We start from the raw sequence: 18,977 nt of genomic DNA on the forward strand, positions 1-18,977 counted from the left end.
GGGCAGACCCGCGCCGCCGCCCGGCGGCGGGGCCGGGTGACCTCAGCGGAGGGTGTACGTGTCTCCGAAGACCGAGAGCCGGACCGGCCCTTCGAGGTCGTAGTTGCCGCGCGCGGCGATGCGGCGTACGGCCGCGACGCGGTCGACGGAGTCCTGCCACTCGTCGGCGGTGCCGGTGTTCGCCGGGGACCTCAGGTCGGCGGCGCGGACGCGCAGGAAGGCGTCGAGCCAGCGCTTCTCGCCGGCTTCGGCGGCGGTGCCGACCTTCTCGGTGGTGCGGTCGACCAGGGCGTGCAGGCCGTCGGGGTCGCGCCCCGTGCCGTGCTGCACGGCGGTGTCGTACAGCTCGGCGCGCGCGAGGGGGGTGGTGAGGCCCGCGCGGTCGGCGGCGCGCATCGCGGGGCCGTAGTAGCGCCGGTCGACCTGCTGGTCCTGGACCTCGCGGAAGTCCGGGTCCTCGGCGGCCTTCTTCCAGGCGGCGACGTACCGGGCCTGGGGCAGGCCGTCGGTGGCGCCGCTGTTCTCCCGCTCCAGCCGTTCCAGCTCGGGGATGAACCGGGCCAGGGGGTTGTCCCGCACCTTGTGGGTGTACGCGCGGATGACCTTCAGGGCGTCGCCGTCGCTGGTGGTGAAGCCGATCCGGCCCGCGGTGATGCCGCGGCCGTCGTGCAGGTTCTCCGCGTAGCCGTACTGGATCCTGGTGGTGCCGTTCTCGAAGGCGCTCACCATCTGGTCGGCGCGGCGGCGCTGGGCGTCGGACAGACCGGCGTCCGACAGACCCGCGCCCGTGGCGGCCCCGTCGCCCTGGTAGCCCCCGCCGCCCCCGTCGTCCTTGCCGTCCCGGCCCGACGCCCACAGCAGCAGGCCGACGAGCGCGGTGAGGGCGGCGAGGCAGACGGCAGCGGCGGCGACACGGCGTCGCGTATGTCCTGTCACGATCACCGAACAAGCATGCGGCATGCTGCCCGCGGGCCGGTGACGGGGCCCGCGGGCAGGGCACTCACGCCGTCTTCCACCAGGGGGCCGTGGTGTCGCGCAGCGTGTTCGTGCCGCAGTGCACCTCACCCATGCCGATGTGGTACGTGTACCAGTCATCGATGTACTTGGTGGTGAAGCCCGCCTTGGCGTACACGGACGTCACGGCGTCGGTGAAGATGTCCCGGCCGCCGATGACCGGACCCCACTGCTGGGGCGCCAGATAGCGGGTCGGGCTGAGCAGGACGCCGTTGACCGCGCCGGGGATGTAGGCGCTGTTCTGCCAGGCGGCGGCCCGGGTGCCGGAGGCCCGGCCGCCGGCGCGCCGGTCACCGCTCGTCGGGGCACCCTTGTCGGCGCTCTTGTCGGCGCCGTTCCGCTGGTTGAGGTCGCGCAGCGAGTCGGGGCCCATGCGCCGCAGCTTGCGGCTGTCGCTGAGGCCGCTGTCCGACCGGCCGCTGGCGCCCTGGCCGTCCCGTACGTAGAGGCCGGGCACCTTCACGATCTCCGCGTCGGTGATGCCGGTCTCGCGCTTGAGGATGTCCAGGTTGGCCTTGATGCGCTCGGCGGCCAGCTTGTTGTCGGCGTGGAACTTGGTGGAGCCGAGGACCTTGTTGATGGTCTCCTTGGGCGCCGGGATGCCGGGCCCGCGCGGCACCGAGAACATCTTCTTCGCGCCGTGGCCCTCGCGCTTGGCCTTGCGAAGGAGTTCGACCCCGGCCTCCGGGTCGGCCACGCCGATGCGCCAGCCGCGCTCGGTGTCGGCGGGCAGGAACTGGATGAACTCGTCGACGTGCCCGACCGACAGCCAGGACGTGTCGAGCAGCAGCGGCGACTGGGCGCCCTGCGAGGCCAGGAACGTGCGCATGGCCTTGGCGGGCTTGGAGCCGGTGTCCTTGCGGTAGCCCTGGATGATGCGCCCGGCCGGGTAGCTCTTGTTCCCCAGCGTGTACGGCGGGATGGTCTCCAGGTTGCCCATGGAGTTGAGGGTCCACTCCTCGCTGTCGCGCACCCCGCTGACCTGCACGACGCCCACGTCCGGGCCGCGCAGCTTCTCGTACAGCTCGCGCCCGGCGTCGCGGTCCGGCTGGGCGGAGCGTATGAGGACGCGCATGGTGCGGGGCTTGCCGCCCGGGCCCGGCATGCTGGCGTACGCGGGCTCGACGAAGTCCTGCGCCCACGGGTCGCCGTACTTGGTGAACTTCGTCAGCGGCTTGGTGATCCCGGCGCTCTTCACCTGCGCCGCCAGCTTCTTGACGAACTTCTGCTGCGCCCGGCTGTAGGCGTCGCGCCCCGGCACCTTGGTCACCAGGACCTGCTCGGCCTTCTGCAGGTGGTGGTGGGTGAGGACGGGCGCGGTGCGCAGGACCACGTCGTCGGAGCGGGACTCGCCGCCGCCGGTGACCGTGAAGCGGACGGTCACGAGGCCGTCCCACTTCTGCTTGTCGCGCACGACGTCGGTGGCCTCGATGCCGAGTTCGACGCCGGAGCGCAGCTCCTTCACGGTGAGCCGGTCGGTGGGCTTCAGCATCGACCAGCGGCCGTCGCGGTTGATGAACACGCGGGACTTCTTGGCGCCGGCGCCGACGGCCTTCACGGTGCCGTGGCTGCCCGCGGGCGTGTCGGGGCGCGGCACGGTCTTCAGGCGCGCGAGGTCGGCGGCGTCACGCTTGCCGTTGACGACGGAGTCCGACGCGTCGTTGCACCGCGCCAGCTTGGCGTCGGAGAGCGGCCTGCCGCGCCCGTCCTTGACCGGGCAGCGCTTGGCGTCGTCGTCGACGTTCGGCAGCAGGACGGCGCCGCGTGCGGTCGTCCAGGTGTCCTCGCCGTCCGTGTCGGTGCTGCCCTCGACGTCCACGCGGCCGTCGCGGTTGACGTCCGCGCGCAGGTCGGGTGCCTCCGTCGCGGCCGCCGAGCGCGTCTCGGCGACGGCCGTGGTCCCCGTCGCCGCGAGCAGCCCCGCCATTGAGGTCGCGAGCGCGACCTTTCTCCAGCTGTGCGCGTGCACAGTTCCCCTCCTAGTCCCGGCCCTCTGGTCGGCTGATCAGGTGGCGAGGGCCGCTGGAGAGGAAGAGTCCGGTTACGGGGGCGGGGTTGCCAGGAGGTACGGAGAATCTGCGGCCGTCGGGAACCTTTCGGTGTCCGGGTCCGTCCCGAACCGGAACCCGACCCCGCACCGGGACCCGACCCCCCACCGGGACCCGTCCCGTGCCAGGCGCCGAACAATGCGTGGGCCGCCCCCGCCCGTTCCGCCGACAGGAGACCGGGATGGATGCCCCTCCGTACGCCGCCGCACCGGAACCCCCGCCCTCCGGGGCACGCAAGCCCGCCCGCGTACGCGATCCGCTGGCCGTGGCCCTCGGCAACGCCTCGCTGCTCGGCGTCGGCTATCTCCTCCTGCGGCGGCGCGTGCTCGCCCTGTTCACGGGAATGGTCTCCGTCGTGCTCGTCTCCGTTCTCGCGGCGGTGGCCCGGCCGTGGTGCGAGGTCGTCGTGCTCGGCTGGTGGGTGGCGGTCGTCGGGCACGGGTGGTTCGTGGCGGGTGGGCGCCTGCGGTGGCGCTCGCCGAGGGGACGGAAGGCAGGCCCGGTGCGCGGGCAGCGCCTCGTGGCGCTCGGCGTCACCGTGCCGGTGCTGCTGGCCGTGGGCCTGCTGCGGTACGACGCCGCCCGGATCCACTCGGACGTCACCGACGCCCGCGAACACGGCGACTGCGCCCGGGTGCTGGCCGCCCAGGACCGGGTGTGGTCCGGGCACCGCGTGGCCGACGCCCCGCTGACCGCCCGCGGCGACCGGACCGTCGAGGCCTGCCATCGCCTCGCGCGGGCCGGGGACGACCTCACCGCCGGACTGCGCGGCGACACGGACGCGTTGGCGTCGGGCTTCGACACCCTCGCCGCGGTCCTCGCGGAACCCGGCAACGACCGGACGGTCGGCGCCGTCCTCGACGCGTTCCTCGCCGGTCTGCCCGTCAAGAGCCCCTGCCGCACCGTCACGGTCACCGACTGGCTGCGCCACCGGCAGCCGAGCCGCACCGCCCTCGACCGCTCCGCCGGTGCCGTCGCCCGGACCGCGCCCGCGGCGCTCGCCGGATGCGGGGACGACCTGATGGCCGCCAAGGAGTGGAAGAAGGCCCGCAAGCACTATCAGCAGCTGCTCGACCAGTACCCGGGGGACGCGCGCGCCCCCGAGGCCCGCAAGGCGGTCGCGCGGGCCACGCTCGCCATCGAGCTGGCGCACGTCCGACGGCTCCTGGACGGGCCGAGCGACACCCAGCCCGAGTACTGCTCCACCCCGGCGAAGTACCGCGGCGCCGCCCCCTACCGCAGGGGAGTCAACCGCGCGCTGTTCTTCGGCAACGACACGTACGCACGGAAACTGCCCGCCGCGTGGCGCACCAGCGACCCCACCCGCGCCGCGCTCGTCGTCTGCGCCGACGAGGACGACGAGGGCACCCCCGTCCGGACCTGCCCCTACGAGAACAAGACGCTCCCCGACTTCCCGGCCGACGTGACGTTCCACAAGATCGCGATCCCCATGAAGGTCTATGAACTGCGCACCGGGAAGCGGATCGCCGACCGCAAGGTGCAGATCAGCGGCGCCAGTTGCCCGCAGGTCCTGGAGTACACCTCCTCCTCCCTCGTCGGCGACCTGGGACCGCCGTCGGACGTGAACGTCAAGGCGTCCAAGGCCGACGTGCGGGCCGCGTTCTGGCCGCTGTTCCACCGGTGAGGGACACCTGCGCGCCGTGCGCGTGTCCTCGGTCAGGGCGAGCCCGGGACGACCAGGCCGCTCTCGTACGCGAAGACGGCCGCCTGGGTCCGGTCGCGCAGGCCCAGTTTGTGCAGGATGCGGCCCACGTGGGTCTTGACGGTCTCCTCGGCGACGACGAGCGCCTCGGCGATCTCGGCGTTGGACAGGCCCTGGGCGATCCGGGTGAGCACCTCGGTCTCGCGGCCGGTCAGCCGCTCGATCCGCACGCCGGCCGGACGCCGCGGCCCGCCGGGCCCCGTGCCGAGACGGGCGAACTCGGCGATGAGCCGCCGGGTGAGGTCCGGCGAGAGCAGGGCCGCGCCGCGGGCCACCACCCGGACGGCCTCGGCGAGTTCGAGCCCGGAGGCGTCCTTGAGCAGAAAGCCGCCGGCTCCGGCGCGCAGCGCCTCGTACACGTACTCGTCCAGGTCGAAGGTGGTCAGGACCAGGATCTTCGTGGGGCAGTCGGGGCGGGCGGTGATCCGGCGGGTGGCCTCGATGCCGTCGACGCCGGGCATGCGGATGTCCATCACGATGACGTCCGGGAGCAGCCGCGCGGCGAGGGTGACGGCCTCGGCGCCGTCCTCGGCCGTCGCGACCACCTCGATGTCGGGCTGTGCGCCGAGAAGCACCGAGAAGGCCTCGCGGACCATGGCCTGATCGTCGGCGATCAGCACGCGGATCGTCATGCGGGAGTGTCCTTGTCCGTTCCTGTGGGCGTGGGGGCGGGGGCGGGCAGCACGGCCGTGACCTCGTAGCCGCCGTCGGGCGTGGGGCCCGCGGCGAAGTCGCCGCCGAGCATCGCGGCGCGCTCGCGCATGCCGGTGACGCCGTGACCGGCGCCGGGCGAGGGCGGTGCCGCCCGGGCGGACCGGCCGTTGGCGACGCGCAGGGTCAACGCGGACCGGCCGTAGGCGAGTTCCACGGTGGTGTCGGCCTCGGGGGCGTGGCGCAGGGCGTTGCTCAGCGCCTCCTGGACGATGCGGTACGCCGAGAGCTCCACGCCCGGCGGCAGGGGGCGGCGCGTGCCGTCGACGCGCGCGGTGACGGGCAGGCCCGCCGCGCGCACGGTGTCGAGGAGCCCGTCGAGCTGGGCGAGGGAGGGCTGCGGGGCGGTGGCGTCCTTGCCGGGCGCGTCGGGGCGCAACAGGCCGAGGAGATGGCGGAGTTCGGCCAGGCCTTCGCGCGCGTTGGCGCGGATCGACGCGAATTCGGCGACCAGTTCCGGCGGCGGGCCCGCGACCCGGTAGGGCGCGGCGTCCGCCTGGATGGAGATGAGCGACATGTGGTGGGCGACGACGTCGTGCAGCTCCCGGGCGATACGGGTGCGCTCCTCCAGGACGGTCCGCAGGGCCCGCTCGTGGGCGGTGGCGGCGATCTGCTCGGCGAGCCGGGCCCGGTCCTCGGTGCGGCCGCGCCGCACCGCCCCGACGACGACGGCCAGGGCGAACAGGGCGCAGCCGGTGAGGACCAGCGCCCAGGAGCCGACGGCGCGGTCCGCCAGCTTCAGGGCCGCCCCGAGCGCCGCGCTCGCGCCCGCCGCCGCGGCAGCCGACGCGAGCCGGATCCGCAGCGACAGGAGCAGCAGCACACCGGCGTGCACGAGCCACGCCCACAGGTCGTTGTCGTGGGACGGCGGGTGGCCGATGGCGATGACGGTGAACAGGCCCAGCGAGAGCCCGTACGCCAGGGCCGGGCGGCGCAGCGCCACGACCAGGGTGGCCGCGTGGGCGGCGGCGAGGAGCCGGGCGGCCGGGTCCGCGCCGGTGGCCGCGAGGGCCGCGGCCGCGAGGGCGACGAGGGTGTGCGGCAGCCACCGCAGCCATCGGGGCCAGGTCAGGGGCGGCAGGGGCGCGGGGCGCAGGGTGAGCAGGTCCGCCATCGGCGTGCGGGCCGCGGGGCGCTCCGCGGGCGGGGCGGACGTCTCGTGCACGGGGGCATTATCGGGCACGGGCGCGGTCCGACGCGTGCTGGAAGACGACCTCGGGGTTGGCGCCGCTCGGGCCGTCGAGGAGCGGCGCGTCCTTGCCGCGCAGCTGCTTGTCGAAGAAGGCACCCACGTAGTCGCGGGTGATCTCCGCGGCGCGCTTGCCGGGCAGCCCTTCCGGGTCGTCCTCGCCGAGCTGTCCGGCGAGCGGGGCCAGGTCGGTGAACGCGAAGTGGTCGGCGCCGGAGACGGTGAGCCAGCGCTTCCAGCCCTTCATGCGGTTCCAGGCCGTGGTCCACGTCGTGTCCCTGCCGCCGGGGCCGTGGAGGTCCTCGGTGCCCATCATCAGGAACGGCCGTCCGGCACGGCGCGACGCGGCGCTCGCGGTGTCGACGAACGGGCCGTCCAGGTTCGCCCCGGCGCGTACGCGCGCGTCCCGGCTCATCGTGGCGTCGGCGGCGGCGCCGCCCAGGGAGTGCCCGGCCATGCCGACCTTCTTCTTGTCGATCATGCCCGCGTACTTCCACGGGGACGTGGGTCCGATCAGCCGGTCCAGGGCGAAGGAGAGGTCCTTGGCGCGGCCCCGGGCGGCAGGCCGGAAGGTGTCCTCGTCGACCTTGTCGCAGGCCGCGCACGGCAGGATGCCCTTGCCGGGGAAGGTGACGCCGGAGGCCTCGTAGGCGTGGTCGACGACCGCGACGACGTAGCCGCGGCTGGTCAGTTCACCGGCGAGAGCGGTGAGGGTGGCGCCGGGCACGGAGAATCCGGGCGACAGGACCACGAGCGGGAACGTCCCGGGCTCGGGCCTCGCGCCCGCGTACGTGTGGGTGCGGGTGGCGCTGAGCACGTCGGCGGGGAGGTCGAGGCCCTTCGCGTCGAGGAAGGCCTTGGCCTCCTTCGGGCGCAGGTAGGGGGCGGGGTGTCCGGTGCCCTTCCGCGCCGGGTAGTACAGGGACACCATCAGCTCCCTGGCGCCCGCCGTCGGCACCCACGGGTCACGGCGGCTCTGGTCGACCAAGTGCAGCGAGGCGCGGCCGACGGCGTGTTCGCCGGTGGGCGCGGGGAGCGCGAGGCGCGCCTGCGCACGCTTCGACCCGCTCCCCGCGGAGGTCGCGGAGGCCGCGGCCGACACGGGTACGGCAACGGCACAGGCAAGCAGGACAGCGACGGCCCCACGACGACGTACAGACATGTTCACGACCCCTTCTCCCGGCGGCCGCACCCTTCCTGGACGGCCTCACACGTCAAAATTAGGAGCCGGGAAGCGGGGAGGAATCACGCCGAGGAGCCAACTCCGGGGGTAGCTCTCAGGAGCCAGGGCCACGCATCCGGGGTCACCAGCCGGTGAACAGCAGGTGGTTGACCAGCAGGGCCAGGACGGCCTGGGCCGTGAGCCAGGGGCGGGCGGTGCGGCGCGGCAGGAGTGCGGTCGCCGTGAGCAGGAACGCGGCGAACGGCAGCCAGATCCGCTCCGTCTCCGCCTTGCTCATGCCGGAGAGGTCGGCGGCGGCGAGCGCGAGCAGAGCCGCGAGCGCCAGGCCCGCGAGCCGGTCGGCCGCCGTGGTCCCGCCGCGGCCCACGCGGCGTACCGCACCCGGTGCCGCGGCGAGCGCCCGCCGCAGCCCGGCCACCGTCGCGAGGCCCACGGTGAGCACCGTGCAGGCCGGGTTGGCCCAGATCCAGTACCAGTACGGGCGGACTCCGCCCGCGCCCTGGTAGTAGCGCTCGACCAACAGCTGGTACGCCTCCCACCAGTGGAAGCCGAGAGCCGTGAACACCAGCGGCACCACCGCCGCGCCCGCCGCGAAGTACGGCAGGGGGCGGGCCGTACGGGCGAGCACGAGGACGCCCGCCGCGACGACCGCGAACAGCGTGAGGCCGTAGGACAGATAGCAGGTCAGGCCGAACAGCAGGCCCGCGGCGGCCGCGACGAGCGCGGGGTGGCGGGTCGTCCGGGTCGCCGCGAGCGCCAGCAGGGCCGTCATCCAGGCCGCGACGGCCGCGAAGTAGCCGTCCGCCGACGCGCCCATCCACACCGCGGCCGGGGCGAGGGCCAGGAACGGCGCCGCCCGGCGGGCGCAGGACTCGTCGGCGAGGGCCTTGACCGTGACCAGGACGGCGACGGCGACCGTACTGCTCGCCGTGATGACGAAGGCTCCCGCCCAGGCGCCGCCCCCGAGGCCGATCCGGTCCAGGAACACGAAGGTCAGGGGCGCGGCGGGTGGGTGGCCCGCGGTGTGCGCGGGCCAGTGGTACTCGCCGGGCGCGCCGAGCAGGATGTGGTCCGTGTAGCCGCGCAGCGCCGCCGGGATGTCCGCGAAGCGGTCGATGACCTGGAGGTATTCGTACTTCGTGGTGAGCCGCTCGGCGACGCCGCGATGCCAGCCGTCGACGAGCGCGAGCGACCAGATCCAGGCCGTGGACGCGGCCCAGGCCCCGGCCAGGAGCACCCGCCAGGGCAGCCGCGCGGCGAGCGCGGGCCCGTACGCCACCACGGCGGCGGCGACCGCGAGCGCGGCCGGGGTGCCCGGGCCGAGGTGCGGGTCCCAGCGGGCGTACAGCGGGGGCCAGTTGACGTGCAGGCTGCCGTCGGAGCGCTCCACGGCCCGGCCGACGACGACGGCCGCGGCGACGAGCAGGGCGCCGCACACGGCGGCGACGAGGTCGCGGCGGACGCCGGGCGTGCGTCGTTCTCGGTGGTTCACGCAGGCACCGTAGGCACAGCCGGGCCGCGACGGGCCGGTGCGCGGCCCCGCGTCACCGAACCGTCAGATCTCGCTCCTCAGCCGTCCCGCTCCTCAGCCGTCCCGCTCACCGCCCGTCTCGCCCACCGCCCGGCCGGACGGCGGAAGGCGTCAGCGTTTCGTCATGGGTCGTGACCGCCCCGGCACGGCTCCCCGGCCGTACGGTCGACCCGAGGCGACGGACCCACGTCGCGCGGACCTGCGAGGGCACAGCATGGGCGAAGCACCGAGGCCGAGGCGCTCCCAGGGAGCGACGGTCACCGCGCAGGCGAACCGGGTCCTGGGCGGGATGTGGCGCAGCCCGGTGCGCGGCCCCTGGTTCACCGCCGTGCTCGGCGCGGTGCTGCTGCCCGGCATGACGCTGCTGTTCGTCACCGGTCTGCTCTCCTACGCCGCGTACAACCCCGGTCTGTCGCCGGTGAACGACAAGACGCCCGACAAGGGGCTGCTCGGCTTCTACCTCTTCGACTGGCCGACCGACCCGCACTGGCTGTACCGCCTCACCCAGGGCCTGCACGTCACCGTCGGCGTCGTGCTCGTGCCGGTGCTGCTCGCCAAGCTGTGGTCGGTGCTTCCGAAGCTCTTCGCGCTGCCGCCCGTCCGGTCGCTCGGCCATGCCCTGGAGCGGCTCTCGCTGCTGCTGCTCGTGGGCGGCGCGCTCTTCGAGTTCGCGACGGGTGTGCTCAACATCCAGTTGGAGTACGTCTTCCCGGGCTCGTTCTATCCGCTGCACTTCTACGGCGCGTGGGTGTTCTTCGGCGGGTTCGTCGTCCACGTGGCACTGAAGCTCCCGAGGACGGTGCGGGTGCTGCGGGAGCGGGGGTTCCGGGACCTGGTGCGCACGCAGGACGGGCGGCAGGACGTCGAACCCGAACCTGACGACGGCACCGGGCTCGTCGCCGTACGGCCCGCCGGGCCGACCGTGACGCGGCGCGGCGCGCTCGGCCTCGTCGGCGGTGGCTCGCTGCTGCTGTTCGGCACCACCGCGGGGCAGAGTTTCGACGGCTGGCCGCGCGCCACGGCCCTGTTCGCGCCGCACGGCGGCCGTGACCCGGGCGCGGGGCCCGGCGCGTTCCAGGTCAACAAGACGGCCGCGGCGGTGGGCATCGCGCCCCGGCACACGGGCGAAGCCTGGCGGCTCGTCGTCGCCGGGCCCGCCCGCACCCTGCGGCTCACCCGCGCCGACCTGCTCGGCCTCGCCCAGCACCAGGCCCGACTGCCCATCGCGTGCGTGGAGGGCTGGTCGACGTCCGACCAGGCGTGGAGCGGGGTGCGCCTTCGGGACCTCGCCGCGCTCGCCGGGTACGAGGACGGCGATCCGCCCGGTGTGCTGGTGGAGTCGCTCCAGCTGCGCGGCGCCTTCCACAGGGCGGCGCTGCGCGCCAACCAGGTGCGGGACGCGCGCTCCCTGCTCGCGCTGCGCGTCAACGGCGCCGACCTGACAGCGGATCACGGCTACCCGGCACGCGTCATCGTGCCCGCCGCGCCCGGCGTCCTGAACACCAAGTGGGTGGCCAGGCTGACCTTCGGAGGGCTGCGATGAGCGAGGAGCCAGTGGTACGGGGTGACGCGTCGCAGGCGCGGGGAGAGGAACCGGTGGCGGGCGGCGGGAGCGGCCGGTGGCGGCGCTGGTACGGCGAGGGTCCGCTGCACCTGCTGCTCCTGCTCGCCTCGTTCGCGCTCGCGCTGTACGCGGGAGTGCGGCTGCTTGCCGACGACTGGGCGGGCGTGGCCGTCTGGTTCGTCGGGGCCGCGCTGCTGCACGATCTGCTGCTCGCGCCGCTCTACGCGGCCGCCGACCGTGGCCTGAGAGCCGCACTCGGCGGGCGGGGCCGGAACCTGACCGTTTTCGTCCGGGTCCCGGCCGCCCTGTCCCTGCTGCTTCTGCTGGTCTGGTATCCGCTGATCACCCGTCAGGTGCCGCGCTACGAAGCGGCGACGGGCCTGCCGCCGGACGTGTTCCTGGCGCGCTGGCTGCTGGTGACGGCGGCGCTCTGCGCGGGCTCGGCCCTGTGTCTTTCGGTGCGGGTGCTGCGTACGGCGCGTCGGCGCAGCGCCACGAAGCAGCGGCCGCCCGCCGTCCACTGATCGGCGACCTGCCAGGCAGGCCCGTGCGCGTACCCGAGCAGGGCGGTCGTGCCGAGCCGCGCCCAGGGGAACGTCCCGCCGGGCTCGCCACGGCCGCGGCCGTCGTCGACGTGCACGCGCACCCGCTCGTCGACGTCGACCGGCGCGGTCTCCGCGAGCAGCAGACCGCGGGGCGCCAGGAGGCGGGCGACCCGGGCGAGCAGCGCCGCCGGGTCGCCACCGATGCCGATGTTGCCGTCCAGGAGCAGTGCGGTGCCCCAACGGCCCTCGCCCGGAAGCGGGTCGAAGACGGACCGGCGCAGGGCCGCGCCGCCCAGGCGCAGTGTGTGCCGTACGGCCGCCTCGCTGACGTCGATGCCGAGCGCGCGGTGCCCGGCCGCGGCGAGCGCGGCGACGAGACGGCCCGGGCCGCAGCCGATGTCGAGCACGGATCCGGCGCAGCGGCGCAGCGCGGACCTGTCCGCCGTGTCCGGTGCCGCGCACCACCGCTCCACGTCGAGCGGAAGCAGCCAGCCGTCGGCGCGGCGCAGGAAGAGGGGGCCGCGGCCGGTGCGCAGCGCCTCCGCGTACACGTCGGCGCTCCATGAGGGTGCCGCGGGTTCGACCGGTACCGCCGCCGTACTCACGGGCGGCCCGCCGGGGCCAGGCGGGCGAGCTCCGCCGCGAACCGGGTGTGCGGGGCCGCGGCCGCGACCCGGGCCGCGTCGTCCGCGGTGTCGACGTCCCACAGCACCGGCAGGTCGCGCACGCGAAGACCGGCCGCGGAGAGGCGGGCGCGCTGGATCGCCCCGGTCGACGGCGTGGACATCGGCACCCCGCGCAGGAGTTCCGGGTCGGGCTCGGCGAGCCCGAGCGCCCAGAAGCCGCCGTCGGCCGCGGGCCCGAACCACGCGTCCGCGGCGCGCCAGGCGTCGGCGGCGAGCGCGGGCGCGAGGAGGGCCGGAGTGACCTGAGGGGTGTCCATGCCGATGAGGACGGTCGGCCCGGCACAGCGGGCGAAGGCCCCCGCGAGCCGTGCGTCGAGGCCACCGGCACACTGCGGTACGACGTCGATCCCGGCCGGGAGCCACGGCCCGGGTTCGCCCGCGAGGGCGAGCACACGGCGGTGCGCGGGCGCCCGCAGGACGGCGTGCAAGGTGTCGACGAGCGCCGCCTCGGCGAGGCGCGCCGCCTCCTCGGGGGTGTACGGCGGGGTGAGACGCGTCTTGACCCGGCCGGGCAGCGGCGCCTTGGCGATGACGAGGAGGGTGGCGGGGGTGTGCCGGGACGGGACGTTCATGACCGCGCCTCCCGCGCACCGGTCTCCGGGTCCGGGCGCCGCGGACGGGCGGGATCCGTGGCGGGCTGCGCTGCCGGATCGGCGGAGGCTTCATGCGCCGGAACCACGGAAGCCGGACGCACCGGCCCCGGGGTGAGCTCCCGTCCCGCTGTCGTGTCCGGCTCCCGTGCCGGGGACGGTGGCGGTGCCTCGGCTGAGAGGGATGCCGAAGTCGCGGGCGGCGCCGAGTCGGGCAGCGGTGCCGCATCCACTCCAGGACCGCGCGCCGGACCCTCGGACACCTCCCGCACCGGGGGCGGACTCGCCCCGTGCGCCGGGGACGGTTCCGGACCCGAGGACGGCCCGGGCTCCACACCCGGACCGCACTCCGGGCCCGCGCCCGCCTCCCGCGCCGAACCCGTGGCGGCCCCCCGCACGGGCCCCGGGGAGGGATCACGCACGGGACCCGCGAGCGGTCCCTCCGCCAGTACCCGCCGCATGTCGCGCACCGCCTGCCACGTGCCCCGCCATGTCCCGGTGACCTTCGAGGTGCCGGTGCGTGGCAGGTAGGGCACGTCGCGTTCCTCGATCCGCCAGCCCGCGTCGGAGGCTCGGACCACCATCTGCAAGGGGTAGCCGCTGCGGCGGTCGGTGAGCGCGAGGGCCAGCAGATCGGTGCGGCGGGCGGCCCGCAGGGGGCCGAGGTCGCGCAGGCGCAGGCCGGTGCGGCGGCGGAGCATCCGGGTCAGGGCGAGATTGCCCGCGCGGGCGTGCGGCGGCCAGGCACCCCGTGTTCGGGGGCGTCGGCGGCCGAGGACGAGGTCGGCGCGGCCCGCCGCCACCTCGCGTACGAAGGGGACGAGCAGTCCCGGGTCGAGCGACGCGTCGCAGTCGCAGAAGCACACGATGTCCGCGTCGGCGGCGGTGAGCCCGGCGTGGCAGGCGGCGCCGAAGCCGCGCCGGGGTTCGTGCACGACGGTCGCGCCGAGCGACCGGGCGAGGTCGGCCGAGCCGTCCGTGGAGCCGTTGTCCACGACGATCGCACGCCAGCCCGCGGGAACGCGCGCGAGCACCCAGGGCAGTGCCGCGGCCTCGTCCAGGCAGGGCAGCACGACATCGACGGGAGGCACAGGCGGAGCCGGGGCCGGGGAGTCGGGGAAGGAGTGGGTCACGCCTCTCACCCTATGAAGCAGAAGGGGACTTTTCGGACTTCGGGTTCTTACGAAACAGGGACGTCGGCCCCGCCGACCGCCGCGCGCGTCCCGCACGCGCGGCCACGGTGCGAGGCTTGCCACATGGACACACCACTCCCGGGCACCGGCTCCCGCGTCCTCGTCGTGGACGACGACCGCACCGTCGCCGAGGTCGTCACCGGCTACCTGGAGCGCGCCGGATACGCCGTCGACCAGGCCGAGGACGGCCCGCTCGCGCTCGAGCGCGCGGCGCACCGCAGGCCCGACCTCGTCGTGCTCGACCTGATGCTGCCCGGCATGGACGGCCTGGAGGTGTGCCGCAGGCTCCGCGCCCGCGGTCCCGTACCCGTGATCATGCTGACGGCGCGCGGCGACGAGGACGACCGGATCCTCGGCCTGGAGATAGGCGCCGACGACTACGTGACGAAGCCGTTCAGCCCGCGCGAACTGGTGCTGCGGGTCGAGTCGGTGCTCCGCCGCGGCCGCGTCCCCGCGCCGACGCCCGGTGCCCTGCTGCACGCCGGAGGCCTGACCCTCGACCCCGCCGCGCGGCGCGCCGCGAAGAACGGCGCCGAACTCTCCCTGACGGTACGCGAGTTCGACCTCCTGGCCTTCTTCCTGCGGCACCCGCGCCGGGCGTTCGGCCGCGAGGAGCTGATGCGCGAGGTGTGGGGCTGGGACTTCGGCGACCTCTCCACCGTGACCGTCCACGTCCGCAGGCTCCGCGGGAAGGTCGAGGACGACCCGGCCGCGCCGCGGCTGATCCGGACGGTGTGGGGCGTGGGCTACCGCCTCGACGCCGGCGAACCGGATCCTGCGGACACGCCGGAGCCGGGCCTTGCGGACGCGCCGGAGCCGGGCCCCGCGGACGCACCGGAGCCGGGCCCGACCGGCTCGCCGGAGCCGACGGCGCCGGGCGGCCCGTCGTGACCGACGTCCTGCTCATCGCCCTCTACGCCTTCCTCGGCGCCGCCGCGGCGGGGCTGCTCGGCGCGCTCGCGCTGCGGCTGCTGCGGCACCGCTCGCTCGTCGCGCTGCTGACCGTCGTCGCCGCCGTGGCCGTGACCGCGATGCTCGCGGGAACCCTCGCCGTGGCCTGGCAGATGCTCCTGTCCCCGCACGACCTGACCGTGGTCACCGTCGTCGTCGCCATGGCCGCCGTGGTGTCGTTCGCCACCGCGCTGCTGCTCGGGCGGTGGGTCGTGGCCCGCAGCAGGGCGCTGACCCTGGCGGCCCGCTCCTTCGGCATCGGCGGCAGCTTCGCCGCACCCGACGAGCCGGCGACCGCCGAACTGGCCGCGCTCACCCGCGAGTTGGAGGCGACCAGCGCGCGCCTCGCCGATTCCCGCGAGCGCGAGCGCGCCCTGGAGACCTCGCGGCGCGAGCTCGTCGCCTGGATCTCCCACGACCTGCGCACCCCGCTCGCCGGGCTGCGCGCCATGGCCGAGGCCCTGGAGGACGGCATGGCCGCGGAGCCGGACCGCTATCTGCGCCAGATCCGCACCGAGGTCGAACGGCTCAACGGCATGGTCGGCGACCTCTTCGAGCTCTCCCGCATCCACGCCGGCGCCCTCGCGCTCTCGCCCGCCCGGATCTCCGCGTACGACCTCGTGGGGGACGCGCTCGCGGGCGCGGACCCGCTCGCGCGGGAGCACGGCGTACGCCTCGTGGGCCACCGCATCGACGCGGTACCGGTCGAGGTCGACAGCAAGGAGATGAGCCGCGTCCTGGGCAATCTGCTGATCAACGCGATCCGCCGGACACCGGCCGACGGCACGGTCGCGATCGCCGCCGAGCGGTCGGACGCGGGCCTCGTGCTGTCCGTGACCGACGAGTGCGGGGGCATCCCGGACGAGGACCTGGCGCGCGTCTTCGACACGGGCTGGCGCGGCACGAACGCGCGGACGCCCCCGGCGGGCGCCGGTCTCGGCCTCGCCATCGTCCGCGGCATCGTCGAGGCGCACCGGGGCCGGGCGGCGGTGCGGAACGTGTCCGGGGGCTGCCGGTTCGAGGTGGTCCTGCCCCTGGCGGGCTGACGCCGGGTGGCTGCCCTCCCCCTCGCCCACAGTCACCGCAGCCCCACCCACGCGCCCCTACCGCAGCTCCGCCCGCGCGAACTCCCGCATGCCATCGGCGAAGCCGACCCGCGGCTTCCAGCCGAACTCCCGGCGCAGCCGCGCCGAGTCCGCCGTCACATGGCGCACGTCCCCGAGCCGGTACTCGCCGGTCGTCACCGGCGGCGGCCCGCCGTACGCCGCCGCGAGAGCATGCGCCATCTCGCCGACCGTGTGCGGGTCGCCGCTGCCGGTGTTGTACGCGGCGAACGACCCCGCGCCCCGGCCCCGCACCGCCTCCACGGCCGTCGCCGCCGCCTCCGCCACGTCACGGACGTGGACGAAGTCCCGCCGCTGGCCCCCGTCCTCGAAGACGCGCGGCGCCTCGCCGCGGGCCAGGGCCGACCGGAACAGGGCGGCGACCCCGGCGTAGGGGGTGTCGCGCGGCATGCCGGGGCCGTACACGTTGTGGTAGCGCAGCGACACCGCGCGGCCGCCCGTCGCACGGGCCCACGCCGCGCACAGGTGCTCCTGCGCGAGCTTCGTCGCGGCGTACACACTGCGCGGGTCGGGCGGCGCGTCCTCGGTCACCAGGCCCGGCGCCAACGGCGCCCCGCAGGACGGACATCCCGGCTCGAAGCGGCCCGCGGCCAGGTCCTGCTCGGCGCGCGGCCCGGGCCGCACCACGCCGTGGCGCGCGCAGGCGTACCGGCCCTCGCCGTACACCACCATCGACCCGGCGAGCACCAGCTCCCGCACCCCGGCCCGGGCAAGCGCGGCGAGCAGCACCGCCGTGCCCAGGTCGTTGCAGCCGACGTACGCGGGCGCGTCCGCGAAGTCCTTGCCGAGTCCGACCATCGCCGCCTGATGACACACCGCGTCGACGCCCCGCAGCGCGTCGGCCACGGCGTCCTCGTCGCGCACGTCACCGACGACGAGCCGCTCCCCCGGGCGCGCCGCACGGGGCGGGCCCTGGTGCGCCGACGCCAGCACCACGTCGTACGAGACGACCTCGTGGCCGCGCGCGAGCAGCGCGTCGACGATGTGTGTTCCGATGAAACCGGCGCCGCCGGTGACCAGTACCCGCATGCCGTCCACGCTAGGCAGCCGGCACCCGCGCCGTCCCGCGCCGCGGCCCCACGTCACCGTTCCGTAAGGGCGCGCCACACGGCGGCATCAGTCGTCGACGCGGGCGTCCGCGCGCAGCGCGGGCCACAGCAACGCCACCACCCGCCCGGCCGGTGACCGTCGGGGGTGCGGTGGCGGCGGTTGCGGGGAACACAGACAGGACCGGGCTGAATCGATACAGCGCGGGGAGTCGGCAGGGGCGGTGATCGGTCGTGGGTGGCTACGCCGATGCGTTGATCGAGCGGGTGCGTCAGGCGCGGACCGCGCTGGCGGACGCCATGGCGGACGAGGACGTGTACGCCGTGGCGGTGGCCGAGGACGAGCTGGACGACGCGCTGCGGATGGCGCGCCGGCACGGGCTCGCCAAGGAGGTCGGCGAAGGGTGAGCACGAAGATGCCGGTTCCGTTCCCGGAACCGGCATCTCGGCATGCGCCGTCATGCGTGGTCAGCCGCGGGCGCCCCCGGCCGTCCTCGGGCGCCCGCGCCAGGTCAGCGCAGTCGCAGCGCCTCACGGACCGTCCCGAACAGGTCGGTCTGGTTCGTGACGCCGAGGACCCGGTAGGCCTGCGGGCCCTGCGCGGCGATCCGGACCTGGGTGCCGGTGTGCTCCTGGGCCTTGCCGGGCGTGTTGGTCGAGTAGTTGACCTTCAGCTGCTGGCCCTCGTTGGTGACCAGCGTGGAGGACAGGCCGGGCGGGGTGGCCTCCAGGGGCACGATCTGGCTGGTGTGGGCGTGGTCGGCGGTGGTCACCACGAGGGTGTCGGGGTGCTTGGCCGCGTAGTCACGGGCCACCTTCACCGCGCGGTCGAAGGCCGCGGTCTCACCGATCTGCCCGCAGGGGTCGGCCGCGTGGTCCTGCTTGTCGATCGAGGCGCCCTCGATCTGCAGGAAGAAGCCCTTCTTGGAGTGCTTCTGCTTGGCCTCGAGGAGCTTGATCGCCTTGCTCGCCGAGTCGGCGAGGGCCGGGGTGCCCGACGGGCGGTCCGGGTTGGAGGTGACGCAGCGCTGCGGGTCGGTGCCGCCGGTCGCGGCGCCCTTGCCGGTCCACTCCACCGGCACGTTGCCGGGGGCGAAGAGGCCGAGCACCGGCTTGCCCGCCTTGGCCTTCTCCATCCCGGTCTTGTCCGTGACGACCTGGTAGCCGAGCCCGCGCGCCTGCTCGGTGACCGTCTTCCCCTTGTACTTGCCGTCGGTGACCTTCTGGTCGAACCGCTGCTTCCCGCCGCCGAACAGCACGTCCACCTTGTGGTTGACGGACTGCTCGGCGATCGAGCCGGGGCCGCCCTTGGCGATCGTGTCCGCCGGGCACTTGGCCATGTCGGCCGGGCCCTGGCAGGAGCGGTCGGTCGCATGCGAGGCGAGCACGGCCGGGGTCGCGTCGGTGAGCTCGGCCGTGGTGACGCTGCCGGTCGCGTAGCCGTTCTTCTGCGCGAGCTCCAGGATCGTCGGTACGGCCTTGTCGGTGCCCGGCGTCTTCGAGATGCGGCCGTTGACGGTCTTGACGCCCGTGGCCCAGCCCGAGCCGCTCGCCGCGGAGTCGGTCACGTAGTCCGGCGTGCCGTCCTTGTGCACGGCGTACGTCGTGTACGAGCCGGTCAGCGGGAACTTGTCCATGTTCAGGCGGCCGTTCGCGCCGACCGTGTAGTCCCGGGCCAGGGTGATCTCCGAGTCCCCCATGCCGTCGCCGATCAGCAGGATGACGTTCTTCGCCTTCCCGCCCTTGATCGCGCGCTCGGCCTGTTCCTTGGTCCCGGAGGCGCCGGCGGCGGTCGTGACGGCCACGGCTGCCACGGCGGCGGCGACCACTGCGGTGCCGACCATGAGGTGGCGACGGGAGGGGCGGTGCATGGAATCTC

15 protein-coding genes and 1 pseudogene are annotated in these 18,977 nt (G+C 74.9%); 5 read left to right on the forward strand and 11 right to left on the reverse strand.

Translation table 11 applies throughout. From position 1 onward, the window contains the following. Nucleotides 1-42: 42 nt before the first annotated feature. Nucleotides 43-942: a chitosanase gene (locus ACFWZ5_RS05820; protein ID WP_384800086.1), complete on the reverse strand. Its 900-nt coding sequence runs from the start codon at nt 940-942 to the stop codon at nt 43-45. A 58-nt stretch (nt 943-1,000) separates the two neighbouring features. Then, a complete protein-coding gene (locus ACFWZ5_RS05825; protein ID WP_384800113.1) occupies nt 1,001-2,941 on the reverse strand; it encodes a protein-arginine deiminase domain-containing protein in 1,941 nt (646 codons plus the stop codon). Nucleotides 2,942-3,243: 302 nt separating this feature from the next. Here ACFWZ5_RS05825 and ACFWZ5_RS05830 point away from each other — a divergent pair, with 302 nt between their 5' ends. After that, on the forward strand, nt 3,244-4,707 hold the full coding sequence (locus ACFWZ5_RS05830; RefSeq protein WP_384800083.1) for a tol-pal system YbgF family protein: 1,464 nt from the start codon (nt 3,244-3,246) through the stop codon (nt 4,705-4,707). A gap of 32 nt (nt 4,708-4,739) precedes the next feature. On the opposite strand, the gene ACFWZ5_RS05835 is transcribed toward ACFWZ5_RS05830, so the two are convergent. The 4 genes from ACFWZ5_RS05835 to ACFWZ5_RS05850 form a co-directional block, all read right to left on the reverse strand. Beyond that, nucleotides 4,740-5,417 (reverse strand): response regulator, encoded by a 678-nt coding sequence (locus ACFWZ5_RS05835; protein ID WP_384800080.1) that lies wholly within the window; start codon nt 5,415-5,417, stop codon nt 4,740-4,742. Further along, the gene (locus tag ACFWZ5_RS05840; protein WP_384800077.1) at nt 5,414-6,661 is read right to left on the reverse strand and encodes a sensor histidine kinase; all 1,248 of its coding nucleotides are present in this window, start codon (nt 6,659-6,661) and stop codon (nt 5,414-5,416) included. The genes ACFWZ5_RS05835 and ACFWZ5_RS05840 overlap by 4 nt, the downstream gene beginning before the upstream one ends. Nucleotides 6,662-6,668: 7 nt before the next feature. Further along, nucleotides 6,669-7,847 (reverse strand): alpha/beta hydrolase family protein, encoded by a 1,179-nt coding sequence (locus ACFWZ5_RS05845; RefSeq protein WP_384800074.1) that lies wholly within the window; start codon nt 7,845-7,847, stop codon nt 6,669-6,671. Between the two features lie 142 nt (nt 7,848-7,989). Further along, complete coding sequence (locus ACFWZ5_RS05850) at nt 7,990-9,360, reverse strand: hypothetical protein (RefSeq protein WP_384800066.1); 1,371 nt, start codon at nt 9,358-9,360, stop codon at nt 7,990-7,992. Between the two features lie 328 nt (nt 9,361-9,688). On the opposite strand from ACFWZ5_RS05850, the gene ACFWZ5_RS05855 reads away from it, so the two are divergent. Beyond that, nucleotides 9,689-10,942: a molybdopterin-dependent oxidoreductase gene (locus tag ACFWZ5_RS05855; RefSeq protein ID WP_384800110.1), complete on the forward strand. Its 1,254-nt coding sequence runs from the start codon at nt 9,689-9,691 to the stop codon at nt 10,940-10,942. Between the two features lie 382 nt (nt 10,943-11,324). Here ACFWZ5_RS05855 and ACFWZ5_RS05860 read toward each other — a convergent pair whose 3' ends face one another. From ACFWZ5_RS05860 to ACFWZ5_RS05870, 3 genes and pseudogenes are all read right to left on the reverse strand, one after another. Beyond that, entirely contained in the window at nt 11,325-12,113 is a 789-nt protein-coding gene (locus ACFWZ5_RS05860) for a class I SAM-dependent methyltransferase (RefSeq protein ID WP_384890467.1), read from the reverse strand. Then, complete coding sequence (locus ACFWZ5_RS05865; protein WP_384798755.1) at nt 12,110-12,766, reverse strand: DUF2064 domain-containing protein; 657 nt, start codon at nt 12,764-12,766, stop codon at nt 12,110-12,112. The genes ACFWZ5_RS05860 and ACFWZ5_RS05865 overlap by 4 nt, the downstream gene beginning before the upstream one ends. A gap of 440 nt (nt 12,767-13,206) precedes the next feature. Continuing rightward, nucleotides 13,207-13,926, reverse strand: a pseudogene (locus ACFWZ5_RS05870) (glycosyltransferase family 2 protein); the annotation flags it as partial. 114 nt (nt 13,927-14,040) lie between these two features. Between ACFWZ5_RS05870 and ACFWZ5_RS05875 the strand changes: the two are divergent. Then, a complete protein-coding gene (locus ACFWZ5_RS05875; protein WP_384798758.1) occupies nt 14,041-14,868 on the forward strand; it encodes a response regulator in 828 nt (275 codons plus the stop codon). After that, nucleotides 14,865-15,974, forward strand: coding sequence for a sensor histidine kinase (locus ACFWZ5_RS05880; protein ID WP_384798761.1), 1,110 nt, complete (start codon nt 14,865-14,867; stop codon nt 15,972-15,974). Before ACFWZ5_RS05875 ends, ACFWZ5_RS05880 begins: the two co-directional genes overlap by 4 nt. A gap of 57 nt (nt 15,975-16,031) precedes the next feature. On the opposite strand, the gene ACFWZ5_RS05885 is transcribed toward ACFWZ5_RS05880, so the two are convergent. After that, a complete protein-coding gene (locus ACFWZ5_RS05885) occupies nt 16,032-17,081 on the reverse strand; it encodes an NAD-dependent epimerase/dehydratase family protein (RefSeq protein ID WP_384798764.1) in 1,050 nt (349 codons plus the stop codon). Between the two features lie 251 nt (nt 17,082-17,332). On the opposite strand from ACFWZ5_RS05885, the gene ACFWZ5_RS05890 reads away from it, so the two are divergent. Further along, the gene (locus ACFWZ5_RS05890) at nt 17,333-17,506 is read left to right on the forward strand and encodes a hypothetical protein (RefSeq protein ID WP_384798767.1); all 174 of its coding nucleotides are present in this window, start codon (nt 17,333-17,335) and stop codon (nt 17,504-17,506) included. Between the two features lie 104 nt (nt 17,507-17,610). Here the strand turns inward: ACFWZ5_RS05890 and ACFWZ5_RS05895 are convergent, their stop codons facing one another. Further along, nucleotides 17,611-18,969: an alkaline phosphatase gene (locus ACFWZ5_RS05895; protein ID WP_384798770.1), complete on the reverse strand. Its 1,359-nt coding sequence runs from the start codon at nt 18,967-18,969 to the stop codon at nt 17,611-17,613. Nucleotides 18,970-18,977 lie beyond the last annotated feature (8 nt).

It is taken from the genome of Streptomyces sp. NPDC059003 (assembly GCF_042740445.1).
Classification (GTDB): Bacteria; Actinomycetota; Actinomycetes; order Streptomycetales; family Streptomycetaceae; genus Streptomyces.

Bases quoted from the DNA above. Each gene is read 5' to 3' on its own strand.
- ACFWZ5_RS05875 (WP_384798758.1), top strand. From the start codon at position 14,041: ATGGACACACCACTCCCGGGCACCGGCTCCCGCGTCCTCGTCGTGGAC.
- ACFWZ5_RS05845 (WP_384800074.1), bottom strand. From the start codon at position 7,847: ATGTCTGTACGTCGTCGTGGGGCCGTCGCTGTCCTGCTTGCCTGTGCC.
- ACFWZ5_RS05855 (WP_384800110.1), top strand. From the start codon at position 9,689: ATGTGGCGCAGCCCGGTGCGCGGCCCCTGGTTCACCGCCGTGCTCGGC.
- ACFWZ5_RS05865 (WP_384798755.1), bottom strand. From the start codon at position 12,766: ATGAACGTCCCGTCCCGGCACACCCCCGCCACCCTCCTCGTCATCGCC.
- ACFWZ5_RS05830 (WP_384800083.1), top strand. From the start codon at position 3,244: ATGGATGCCCCTCCGTACGCCGCCGCACCGGAACCCCCGCCCTCCGGG.
- ACFWZ5_RS05885 (WP_384798764.1), bottom strand. From the start codon at position 17,081: ATGCGGGTACTGGTCACCGGCGGCGCCGGTTTCATCGGAACACACATC.
- ACFWZ5_RS05835 (WP_384800080.1), bottom strand. From the start codon at position 5,417: ATGACGATCCGCGTGCTGATCGCCGACGATCAGGCCATGGTCCGCGAG.
- ACFWZ5_RS05895 (WP_384798770.1), bottom strand. From the start codon at position 18,969: ATGCACCGCCCCTCCCGTCGCCACCTCATGGTCGGCACCGCAGTGGTC.
- ACFWZ5_RS05825 (WP_384800113.1), bottom strand. From the start codon at position 2,941: ATGGCGGGGCTGCTCGCGGCGACGGGGACCACGGCCGTCGCCGAGACG.